7 protein-coding genes are annotated in these 11,737 nt (G+C 48.3%); all 7 read left to right on the top strand.

Annotated features, from left to right (window positions below):
• The first annotated feature begins 9 nt into the window (after positions 1-9).
• The 7 genes from BMY16_RS13170 to metA all read left to right on the top strand — a co-directional run bounded on the left by BMY16_RS13170 (position 10) and on the right by metA (position 11,733).
• Positions 10-2,043, top strand: a complete 2,034-nt coding sequence (locus tag BMY16_RS13170; protein WP_091843269.1) for a M13 family metallopeptidase — start codon at positions 10-12, stop codon at positions 2,041-2,043.
• Between the two features lie 118 nt (positions 2,044-2,161).
• Positions 2,162-3,097 (top strand): zinc ribbon domain-containing protein, encoded by a 936-nt coding sequence (locus tag BMY16_RS13175; RefSeq protein WP_091843272.1) that lies wholly within the window; start codon positions 2,162-2,164, stop codon positions 3,095-3,097.
• Positions 3,097-6,186: a serine/threonine protein kinase gene (locus BMY16_RS13180; protein ID WP_091843275.1), complete on the top strand. Its 3,090-nt coding sequence runs from the start codon at positions 3,097-3,099 to the stop codon at positions 6,184-6,186. The genes BMY16_RS13175 and BMY16_RS13180 overlap by 1 nt, the downstream gene beginning before the upstream one ends.
• A complete protein-coding gene (locus tag BMY16_RS13185) occupies positions 6,186-9,491 on the top strand; it encodes an AAA family ATPase (RefSeq protein WP_091843278.1) in 3,306 nt (1,101 codons plus the stop codon). The genes BMY16_RS13180 and BMY16_RS13185 overlap by 1 nt, the downstream gene beginning before the upstream one ends.
• Before the next feature lie 3 nt (positions 9,492-9,494).
• Positions 9,495-10,052, top strand: a complete 558-nt coding sequence (locus BMY16_RS13190) for an FHA domain-containing protein (RefSeq protein WP_091843281.1) — start codon at positions 9,495-9,497, stop codon at positions 10,050-10,052.
• 4 nt (positions 10,053-10,056) lie between these two features.
• Complete coding sequence (locus tag BMY16_RS13195) at positions 10,057-10,800, top strand: PP2C family protein-serine/threonine phosphatase (RefSeq protein ID WP_091843283.1); 744 nt, start codon at positions 10,057-10,059, stop codon at positions 10,798-10,800.
• A 15-nt stretch (positions 10,801-10,815) separates the two neighbouring features.
• A complete protein-coding gene (gene metA, locus BMY16_RS13200; RefSeq protein ID WP_091843286.1) occupies positions 10,816-11,733 on the top strand; it encodes a homoserine O-acetyltransferase MetA in 918 nt (305 codons plus the stop codon).
• The last annotated feature ends 4 nt before the right edge of the window (positions 11,734-11,737 follow it).

Consider the following 11,737-nt stretch of genomic DNA (forward strand, 5'->3'; position numbering starts at 1 on the left):
GATAGATTTATGAAGAAAATTGTAACAATGATGGCAATGGCTTCCATCTCTTTGATGACGATGGCACAGAAACCGTTGAGTTCTGGCCTGGACAAGACCGACTTCAACACCAGCGTGCGTCCTGGTGATGACTTTTACGAGTATGCCTGTGGTGGCTGGATGAAGAAAAATCCCTTGCCCGCAGCCTATTCTCGCTATGGCAGCTTCGACCAGCTGCAGGAGAACAACGACAAGCGTATCAACGGCATCCTTGCCGAACTCCAGAGCAACACCTATGAAAAGGGTACGATCGAGCAGAAACTCAGCGACCTCTATAAGCTGGCGATGGACTCTACGCGTCGTAATAATGAGGGTGTGGCTCCTGTCATGCCCCTGATTAAGCGTCTGGAGGCTGCCAAGACCAATGCCCAATTGCTCGACATCCAGTTGGAACTCACTCCCTACGGAGAGCAGGAGTTCTTCTATGCTGGCTTCGGAGCCGACGAGAAGAATGCCACGCAGAATATCCTGAACGTCTATCAGGGTGGTCTTTCTTTGGGCTTGAAAGAGTATTATCTTGACAATGATAAGGCTACGGCGGATATACGTGAAGCATTTAAGAAGCACATAATCAAGATGTTCCAGCTGTTTGGCTTCAGTAAAAGTGCGGCCACGAAGAAGATGAAGAACATCATGAAAGTAGAGACGGAACTGGCCAAGGTCAGCAAGTCGCGTACGGAGCTTCGTGACCCAGAGGCCAACTATAACAAGATGACTCTCAAGGAGTTTACAGAGAAGTATCCGAATCTGCCTTTGGAGAAGGTGATGAAAGCCTCTGGCGTGGATGTCAAGTATATTCAGGAAATGGTTGTAGGACAGCCTGCGTTCCTCGAAGGTGCCAACAAATTGGTAGGTGCCATCACGCCAGCAGAGTATCGTGACGTGATGGAGTGGGGCGTCATTTCTGGTGCTGCCAACTATCTGAGTGATGCCGTTGTTGCAGAAAGTTTTGACTTCCGTGGTCGTGTGATGTCTGGCCGTAAAGAGAACCATCCGCTTTGGAAGCGTAGTACTAGTCAGGTAGAGCGTATGATGGGTGAGGCTCTTGGTAAGATATATTCGGAGAAATACTTCCCTGAGTCTTCCAAGCAGCGCATGATTACGTTGGTAAAGAATCTTCAGATTGCCCTTGGCGAACGTATTGCTGCTCAGGACTGGATGGACGATTCTACGAAGGTGAATGCCCTGCTGAAACTGAACACCTTCTATGTAAAGGTGGGCTATCCTGACAAGTGGACGGATATCTCTGGACTCCAGATCGATCCGGAAAAATCTTACTACGACAATATGCAGGAGTGTGCCAAGTTCTGGCAGGCTTGGGGCGTGGAGCATCGTGTAGGCAAACCTGTGGATCGTGACGATTGGCATATGACGCCTCAGACGGTTAATGCCTATTATAATCCCACTACCAATGAAATCTGCTTCCCCGCAGGTATCCTGCAGTATCCTTTCTTTGAGCCGACTGCCGACGATGCCTTCAACTATGGTGCTATCGGTGTGGTGATTGGTCATGAGATGACTCACGGATTCGATGATCAGGGTCGTCGCTTTGACAAGGATGGAAACATGAAGGACTGGTGGACGGAAAGTGATGGAAAGAACTTTACATCTCGTACGGATAAGTATGCAGACTTCTTCTCTGCCATTAATGTGCTGCCTGACTTGAAGGGTAATGGACGTCTGACGCTTGGTGAGAATCTGGCTGACCACGGAGGTCTGCAGGTGGCTTGGGCTGCTTATAAGAATGCCACAAAGCGCCAGCCCCTTGAAGAGAAGGACGGCCTGACTGCCGATCAGCGTTTCTTCCATGCCTATGCTGGTGTTTGGGCTGCCAATATTACGGAGGCTGAGATTCGAAACCGCACCAAGAGCGATCCCCATTCACTGGGTCGTTGGCGTGTAAACGGAGCCCTTCCGCATGTCGAAGCATGGTATGATGCCTTTGGAGTCAAAGAAGGCGATAAAATGTTCATTCCGAAGTCAGAACGCTTGCAATTGTGGTAATTTTGTGCCGAAAATACAGAAAAATGCCGTCGTAAATGTAAATTTACGGCGGTTTTTTTTGTGAATTAAGATTTTTTGTTTACTTTTGCACCTAACTTAAGTTAAAACACGTGTTGATATGAATGATATTACTCAAAACCCGGAACGTACGAACAGAGCCTCTCAGCCATTACAGCGTGAGGAGCTAACAAGAGTGCGCACGGAAGAGCCACTTACCCAACAGGCGATGCATATGAAATCTGCCAGTGGTATCGTGTGTCCGCATTGCGGAACCGTTAATGAGCCTGAGGCCCTCTTCTGCTCCTCCTGTGGCAATGCTATCGGCATGTCCACCTGCCCTAACTGTGGCGCAGCCGTGGAGCCCGATGCCGATTTCTGTGAGTCTTGTCGCCATTATATCCGAACTGACATCTGCTCTTTCTGTGGCGCCCATCTGACAGGTCATGAGGCTTTCTGTCCTGAGTGCGGTAGTCCGCGTGGCGGAATCGTTTGCCCGGTTTGCCATACCCTTAACGACTTCTCTTTCTGTAAGCAATGTGGTACGCCGCTGACTGACGAAGCCCATCAGCTGATGACGAAAATCAGGGAATTGCCTGAATATAAAGAGATGCAGCGTCTTGCCAATGAGATCCAGCAGTTGGAGATGACCATCCCCTATAATTCTGAACGTGATGTCCTCCGTGATCAGAAGAACATCAAGCTTCGTGAGCGGGTGCTGAAGCTCTTGGCAGAAGACAGAGGCATTGCCAATCCTGTCATCCCTGAGTCTCAGCATAAGCGCATGAGCAGGGAAGAGTATGATGCCAAGAAACAGGAACGACTGGACAAACTTGCTGCTATCCTTGATAAGATGGTACAGGAACCTCAGCCGAAGCCGGCACAGGTGCGCAACTATGCGATGGCCTGCAAGCCCCAGGGCGTCAGACTGGCGTGGGAGTGCAATTTCAAGCATGCCCTCCACTCAAGTCCTTGCGGATGTGCCAAGCCTCAGATGGGAGGTAAGTGGGTAATCCTTGGTAAGAACACAAGAAAAGAAATTAAAGACGATATCTGATGAGTACAGAAAAAACGATACGGCCAGAAAACCTTGACAGTACGGTACGCGCGACCAATCTAGATGGAACGGTTCGCCCTCCGCATCCCGATGGGACGGTACGTCCTGCAAATCCTGATGGGACACTACGTCCGGCTAATCTTGACGGAACGCTTCGTCCAGCCAATCTTGACGGAACGGTTCGTGTAACCAGTATGGTTTCTCCTTCGTTGGGAATGGATGGAACTGCCAGGGCTGACAAACAAGCCATACAGCAGGACAATGTCAATGATGACAGTTTCCTGCTGAAAGGTGTCAAATATAGAAATATCCAGTGCCTGAGTGATAACTCTGGTGAGGCTCAGGTGTTTCTTGTTGAGAAGGATGGTGAAGAATATGTATTGAAGATTTATTATCCCAACTTCGATGTCAACAAGAACATTCTGCAGGCTGTGCTGAATTTCGATTTTGAGATGATTGTCAGGGTCTATGACTATGGTAAGACATACGTTGAAGGTAAGCATCGCTACTATGAACTGATGGAGTATCTGCGTGGCGGTTCGATGGCTGACTATAAGCTGGGAGGAGATATTGATAAGTTCCGTCGAATAGCCCTGCAGGGTGCTGCCGCCTTGGCATATTGTCATGAATGCAATATTCTGCATAAGGATATCAAACCAAGTAATTTCTTCTTCCGCGACAAGGAACATACGGAGCTGGTTTTAGGCGACTTCGGCATCTCAAGTATGCTGGAGCAGGATGGAAAGTCACATAAGACCACCCAGGCCAGGACCCCGATTTATGCAGCACCAGAGATGTATTCCGATGTGATTGACGGTGTGGTGGAAATATCTCCTTCTGCCGACTTCTATTCCTTAGGTATCTGTCTGATGGCCCTCTGGTTGGGTGAGAATCCAATGAGCACCAATGAGCGTGTGATGATGCGCCAGAAGAATGAAGGTCGTCTGCCTCATATCAATGAACTGCCTGAGCGTGTTAAGATGATTGTTCAGGGTCTGACGGTGGTCAATCCGATTAACCGTTGGGGATACGAGCAGGTGGAACAATGGTTCCAGGGCGGAAGTCCGAAGGTGGACCTCTCTTCACCGTTCTTGAAGTATAAGAGCTTCATTGTGGATCCAGACAAGAACCTCGTAGCCGACAATATCCATGAACTGGTGCCAATCCTTTTGGATAATCAGAAATTGGCCATCGGTTATCTGTATAATGGTAAGATCGGTTCATGGCTGGAGTCTTGTGGTAATGAGAAACTCAGTACCATAGTCAAGGACATTGTTGTCAACCGTTATCCCGTTGACCAGAAAGCAGGCCTGATGGCGGCTGTCTATATGATGGAGCCGACTTATCCGTATAAAGATGTGAAAGGCAATCTCTGCGACGACGTCCATAGTGTAGCCATCTCGCTGTTGAGCTATCAGAACGATTACAGCATGTTGCTGACAAATCCGAACGACTCGTTGTTCCTGTATCTGGAATCTCATACCAAGTGCGATGTAGACCGTCTGCGTTCTTATTTCGCCAATAAAGATAAGAAAGAGATGCGCGTGCCTATCATGCGACTTGTCTATGAGATTGATCCGGAGATACCTTTGTTGGCGAAATATCCCTCTTCGACCATTAAGGAAATCGTGAAGACTTTCGGTCGTGAGAACCTGACGGAGGACGACTGGCACTGCCTGACTGATGGTCGTCTGCTCTCCTGGATGTATAGTCATGAAGACCATATGGCTTGCGAGAGTCTTCGCATCATGACGAAAGGTCAGCCCTATTCGTCGGCACTGGCCTATAAGGTACTGTATAACCTGGACCGTGAGTCGGCCTATGATTTACAGGGCGCGTTCACGCCGATGCAGGTTGGTGAACAGCTGAACGAACGATTGAAGAGTGCCGAGCATCTTAGTGACCAGGAGTTCCTGGAAAAGATGAATGATATGATAGAAGTTGGCGGACGTTTCTCGTACTACGCCCAGTTGCATGGCTGGACCGAGATGTATAGTGAGCATAACCGCTGCTTCGACTTCAAGAGTGAAGAGAATAAGGAGCGTCTTGGAGCATACGATGCCAGAACGGCTCTCTACCGTTTCTGCCGTATCCTTGGCGTAACTCCTACTTACCTGATGCCTGATGGTACGGAGTTGTCGAATGGAAAGAATCTCGACCAGGATGACTTGTCACAGTACAAGAATGAATTGCGTCAAGGCTCTTTCGCCCAATGGATGGCTGTGTTCTATCATGAGGATCCCTTTGCTGACTTCTCTGCAGAGTATGCCTACGAGCATTCTTTGGAGGACTGGCTGATGGCACTTGGAAAGATCGATGTGACACAGCCTTACTACAAGCGTTTTATCAATGCCAGGGAAGAAACTTCCAACAGAGTGAAGGATGTACGTGACAATTGGGCTCGTGCCAAGGGTAGGGAAAAGATTTGGCGTACGTCATTCTATGCCTTGAGTGGTATCTGGGTTCTGCTGGTTCTCATCTTCGGTGTGAAGGATACAAGCTATCTCCTGAGCCACACGTTCCTGAGTATAGGTCTGCCATTGGGAGGCATGACTGCCCTCATCGTTGGCACCCGTGCCTATTTCAGAGGCTATGATTTCATGTTCTCTTGCCTCTGGGGTGTCTTGGGCGCGCTATCCTCTTTTATACCTATTATTATATTAAGGTACATGAACCAGTCGCACCCCAGTTATTTCAGCCTGGCAATTGTCGCCATTACATTGGTCTATATCCTCATCTGCCATCTGACAGACTTCCGCGGAGACCAGAAGGCAGACAATAAGCTGATAACTGAAGTGCTCGACAACGATATCAAGTCTACGCTGTTAGAACCTCTGTATTATACCTTTAAGACTAAATCTTATAAGTTCAAGGGTTCTAAGTTTGGTTTACTTAACGATGTGACAGATCAGGTACGTTCCATCAGCGGTGAGAGTGTGCTCCATTATATCCTTTGGAGTTTGCTTGCCCTGATATTCGTCCTTGACTTCATCATATTTAGTCCGAGTCTTATGAACGTCAAAAATCCTGGCGACGTAACGATAAATGCCTCGAAAATAATCAAGCAAATAGAAAGAGACGTAGAATAATGGTTTGTCAGAATTGTCATAAAGAAAACAGAAGCATAGCGAAGTTCTGCAAGTGGTGTGGCCAACCGCTTGTCAGTCAGGACTTGCTTGATAAGCTGGTGGGACTTGACGAAGTGAAGCGTCAGTTGAAGACCATTGTCGACACCTATGCCTATCTCCGCTCACGTAAGGATATAGCCAACGTGCGAATCTCGGTGAATGCTATCGTGATAGGTGAGACTGGTACGGGAAAGACTGCCCTTGCGGAGATTCTCCGTGACTACTTCTACCAGCATAAGATTATCGAGAAGCCGAAGCTGACGATGGTGGATGCGGTGGACTACCAGCGCTTCGTCGATAAATGGGATGAGAATATCAAGAAGGCCAAGAATGGCATCCTGTTCTTCGACAATGTTCAGAAACTCTTGCCCGACAAGTATTCCAATCAGGTGAATCCGCTTGACAAACTCTTTGTGGAGATGGATAAGTGGGAGGATAATCCAATCGTGATTATCTCTGGTCTGACGAAAGGTTTGGAGGACTTCCTGGAGAGTAACCCGGCTGTAGCTAACCGCTTCAAGTATACGTTCCGTATGCCGACGCCTGGTTATCAGGAACTTGCAGAGATTTGTAAGCTTAACCTGCGCATGAAATATGGCATCACGGATTTCTCTGAAGAAGCCGAGAGCCAGTTGTTGCGTTTCTTTAAATATCAGGTAAAGATTAAGGATGAGACTTTCGGAAATGGTCATCTGGCCACAAAGACCTCTGAGGACATCTTCACACAGTTCATCAGCCGTGGCGCTGATGCCAAGCAGGTGGAGAAAGACGATATCAAGGGTTATGTGCCTGAGGAACGTTCGGTAGAGGATATCCTGAAGGATCTCGATTCGTTTATTGGCATGGATGAGGTAAAGAGTGCTGTCAAGGAGATGGCTTACTCTGTACAGAATGCCATGCAGCGTGCTGAACGCGGATTGGGTGAACAGGAGAAGATGTCAATGCATATTATCCTGACAGGTAATCCTGGTACCGGTAAGACAACGATTGCCAGAAAGTTAGGTGAGATACTTGCGTCGATAGGTTATCTTGACAGTGGTCATGTGGTAGAAGTCGATCGTGCCAAGATGGTTAGTCCTTATCAGGGCGAGACGCCGAAGGTGGTAGACCGTCTTTGTGACAAGGCCAAAGGAGGAATCCTCTTTGTCGATGAGGCCTACACGCTGGCACCGCTTAGTGCTTCCGGTGATCGTGACAACCAAGGTGCTCAGGCTTTGGAGAAGTTGATGAAACGTATGGAAGACGACCGCGGACAGTTTATTGTCATTGCTGCCGGCTATCGTACGGAGATGGAGAACCTCTTCCGTGTTAATCCTGGCTTCCGTAGTCGCTTCAATTATTTCCTTGATATCAAGGACTACTCACCGGAGCAGTTGTTCGAGATAATGCAGGTATTCGCCAAGTCCAAGAAGTACATCTTCTCGAAGGATGCTGAGGAACTGACCCGTAAGATGATTACGGAGATGTATAATTCCCGTGATAAGGACTTCGCCAATGGCCGTACGATGCGCACGCTCTTTGATCAGATATGCAAGAAGCAGGCCCAGCGTCTGCAGGGTGTGGATATCTCATCGATGAGTAATGAGGAACTGATGACCATCAATAAGGAGGATATTCCATATGAGGCTCCACAGTCTGTGAATGTCGGAGATTGCCTGCAGAAGCTTGACGGTCTTGTCGGACTGAAGGCTGTGAAGAAGGAAATCTCCAACCTGACAGCTTTCCTCAACTTGCAGATCCGTCGTGGCGAGACGCAGACCTTCCAGGGCAAACACTATGTGTTCACTGGTAATCCTGGTACTGGTAAGACAACTGTGGCACGTATCATGGCTGATATATTCAAGACCTTAGGTGTAGTGTCACGTGGTCAGTTGGTTGAGGCCGACCGCGCCAAACTGGTGGCAGGTTATGCTGGTCAGACAGCTATCAAGACCAACCAGCTGGTAGATCAGGCCCTTGGTGGTGTCCTGTTTATCGATGAGGCCTATACTTTGAAGTCGAGTGATGGTGATACCTTTGGTGCTGAGGCTATTGACACGCTGCTGAAGCGTCTGGAGGACGACCGTGGTAAGTTCATTTGTATCGTAGCGGGCTATACCGACCAGATGCATGACTTCATCGACACGAACCCAGGACTGAAGAGTCGCTTTACGCAGACAATTCATTTCGATGACTATACGCCAGACGAGCTGACGGAAATCTTCCTGCATCTGGCACAGGACAAGAACTTCACTATCGATGATGATACCCGTGCAGCTATCCATCGCCAGTTTGAGCAGCTTTATCTGCGTCGCGACAAGAACTTCGGTAATGCCCGTGAGGCACGCCGTATCTTCAATGAGGCAGTAGAGCGTCAGAGTCAGCGTCTTGTCAAACTGATGAACGATCCGGGCTTCCAGGAGAAAGACATGTATAGCCTGACGAAAGATGACCTGCCGATGGCACAGAGCGAGGCTGCCCGTCCGTTGGATGAGGTGCTCAACGAACTCGACGAGTTTATCGGCATGCGTTCTGTCAAGAACTCTATCCGTCGTTTGGCTGTCCAGAGCATGTTCATGAAACAGCGTGCTGCCATGGGTGCCGGTAAGGTTCAGCAGATGTCGATGAACTTTATCCTAATGGGTAATCCTGGTACGGGTAAAACCTCCATTGCCCGTAAGATGGGTGAGATTCTTCAGGCGATGGATATCCTTCCCACATCCCGAGTCATAGAGGCCAGTCGTGCCACTTTGGTAGGTAAGTATATGGGTGAGACCCCAAAGATTGTCAATAATATGTGTGACAAGGCGATGGGTGGTATCTTGTTTATTGACGAGGCCTATACCCTCAGTGATGGTGGCGACCAGTATGGTAAGGAAGCCATTGATACCCTGATGAAGCGCATGGAGGACGACCGTGGTAAGTTTGTGGTGATTGCAGCAGGCTATAAGGATAAGATGGAGGAATTCCTGACGATGAATGCCGGGCTGGCCAGCCGTTTTACCCATAAGCTGCATATCGAGGACTATAATGAGGATGAGTTATTAGCCATCTTTAAGCATATGGCTCAGAAGGAGCAGTACACGCTGTCACCGCAGGCTGAGTTCAAGGCTCTTGATACTATCTATAAGATGGTACTTGCCAAGAACGAGTCGTGGGGTAATGCGCGAGAGATGCGTAATCTCCTTGATGCTACTATTCAGAAACTCTCGGAGCGTGTGTCTCACATGCCGCCGGAAGAGGTTACAAAGGAAACATATCAGATTATATTACCAGAAGATATATAAAAGATGATCATTTGTCCAGCTTGTAAAGAAGAGATAGAGGACGATTCCCACTATTGTGATCAATGCGGACAGGCATTGCTCTTTTGCAATCAGTGTGGTCGTGTAGGACTCGGCAGACGTTGTACGCACTGCGGCGGACTGATGGTTTCTCCGGATGCCCGTCAGGCCCAGAAACAGCCAGAACAGTCTGGTATGTCTAATTTCTCGACGAATGTATCGACGGGAATGGGCGTCTCCCAGAACAATGTGCCAAAGGGTGGTATGCCTGTGCTGACACTCGCCAATGACAGTCTGAACATCCGTATCGTTGCCATGAATGGTGCCATTATCGGCCGCCGTAAAGGACCGTACACACAATTCTTTGAACAGCATGCCTATGTGTCGGGTGTTCATGCGCAACTGAAATATAAGGCTGATTCAGGTTGGTGCGTGACCGACAAGCATTCTTCAAATGGTACGAAGTTGAATCAGCGTACCATACAGCCAGATGTAGATATGTCGTTGAACAATGGTGATGTGCTCACGATTGCAAACCTCAATCTGCAAGTCATAATCAGATAAAGGAATGATAAAAATAGATATAACAGCAGCCAGTAGGATTGGTTGTGTGAGACACCAGAATGAGGACATGATACTTGTGGGAAACCATTTCGTCAGAGATGATGCTTTCTCCACATGGGTAGAACTGACTAATCAAGACCGATATATCGTCGCAGTTGCCGATGGTATGGGAGGCCATAATCGAGGTGATATCGCCAGTAGCGATGTCCTGCACAATCTTCAGTTCTATTATAACGACCTTCCAACAGGTTATGGCCCTAGTGAGTTTAATGAGATGGTGGTGGAATGGCTCGACGGCATCAACAATATGGTGGCATCAAAGGGACGTGCCGATGAACAGTATAAAGGTATGGGTACAACCCTAGTTGGCTTCGCTTTTTATGAGGGGGAGTACTACTCCTTGAACTGTGGTGACAGCCGCCTGTATCGTTTCCGTCAAGACGATCTGTTTCAGTTGACGACCGACCACTCTCTCAGCAATCTCTTGGGAAGGGAAAAGCACACAAGCATCATTACCAACTGTATAGGAGGTGGATGTTCCACGTCGTATATTGATATCGTCAGGATGACCTCGGACATCATGGTAGACGATGTGTATCTGTTGTGCAGTGATGGATTGACGGACATGCTGAGTAATCAGAAGATTTCCCGTCTTTTGGCGGCAGGTGCTGATGCCAACGCATTGTGCGAGGCTGCGATTGCTGCAGGTGGATTAGACAATGTATCCTGCTGTCTCCTTAAGTTTTAAAATACCGATAGAACAATGCCACTTAGATTACCAGACAGACTTCCAGCGATTGATATCCTGAAGCACGAGAATATCTTCGTTATGGATAATTCTCGGGCTACCACACAGGACATCCGCCCGCTGCGGATAGTCATACTGAATCTGATGCCACTGAAGATTACAACGGAGACCGACCTGGTCCGTCTCCTCTCCAATACACCGCTTCAGTTGGAAATCAGTTTTATGAAACTGAAGAGTCATACGCCCAAGAATACGCCGATAGAGCACATGATGATGTTCTATCGTGACTTTGAGTCGATGCGCAAAGAGAAGTTCGACGGTATGATCATTACAGGTGCTCCTGTGGAACAGCTTGAGTTCGAGGATGTAAGCTACTGGGACGAGATTACTGATATCTTTTCCTGGGCTCGCACTCATGTCACCAGTACCCTGTATATCTGCTGGGCAGCTCAGGCCGGCCTGTATTATCATTATGGTGTACCTAAATACCCGTTGGCAAAGAAGATGTTCGGTATCTTCCCGCAAACTCCCATTGACACGCCACTGCCGATCTTCCGTGGCTTCGATGATGTGTTTATGATGCCTCACAGCAGGCATACAGAAATCCATCGTGAGGACATCCTGGCTAATCCGGAACTGACATTGATTGCTGAATCACCCGATTGTGGGGTCAGCATGGTGATGGCGCGGAATGGCCGTGAGTTCTTTATCACGGGTCATTTGGAGTATGCGCCCAACACGCTTGATAATGAATATAAGCGCGACCGGGATATTCGTGATGATGTGGATCTGCCGAAGAACTATTATCGGGATGACAATCCCGACAATCCGCCTGTCGTTACCTGGCGTGCTCACGCCAATCTGCTCTATGCCAATTGGATTAACTATTACGTTTATCAGGAAACGCCATATAATATCGACGACATTAAATAACTGC

This window comes from Prevotella sp. ne3005 (assembly GCF_900110085.1).
Lineage (GTDB): Bacteria > Bacteroidota > Bacteroidia > Bacteroidales > Bacteroidaceae > Prevotella.

Excerpts from the sequence above, each read along its gene's own strand:
- BMY16_RS13170 (WP_091843269.1), top strand. The coding sequence starts at position 10 with ATGAAGAAAATTGTAACAATGATGGCAATGGCTTCCATCTCTTTGATG.
- BMY16_RS13190 (WP_091843281.1), top strand. The coding sequence starts at position 9,495 with ATGATCATTTGTCCAGCTTGTAAAGAAGAGATAGAGGACGATTCCCAC.
- BMY16_RS13175 (WP_091843272.1), top strand. The coding sequence starts at position 2,162 with ATGAATGATATTACTCAAAACCCGGAACGTACGAACAGAGCCTCTCAG.
- BMY16_RS13185 (WP_091843278.1), top strand. The coding sequence starts at position 6,186 with ATGGTTTGTCAGAATTGTCATAAAGAAAACAGAAGCATAGCGAAGTTC.
- BMY16_RS13180 (WP_091843275.1), top strand. The coding sequence starts at position 3,097 with ATGAGTACAGAAAAAACGATACGGCCAGAAAACCTTGACAGTACGGTA.
- BMY16_RS13195 (WP_091843283.1), top strand. The coding sequence starts at position 10,057 with ATGATAAAAATAGATATAACAGCAGCCAGTAGGATTGGTTGTGTGAGA.
- metA (WP_091843286.1), top strand. The coding sequence starts at position 10,816 with ATGCCACTTAGATTACCAGACAGACTTCCAGCGATTGATATCCTGAAG.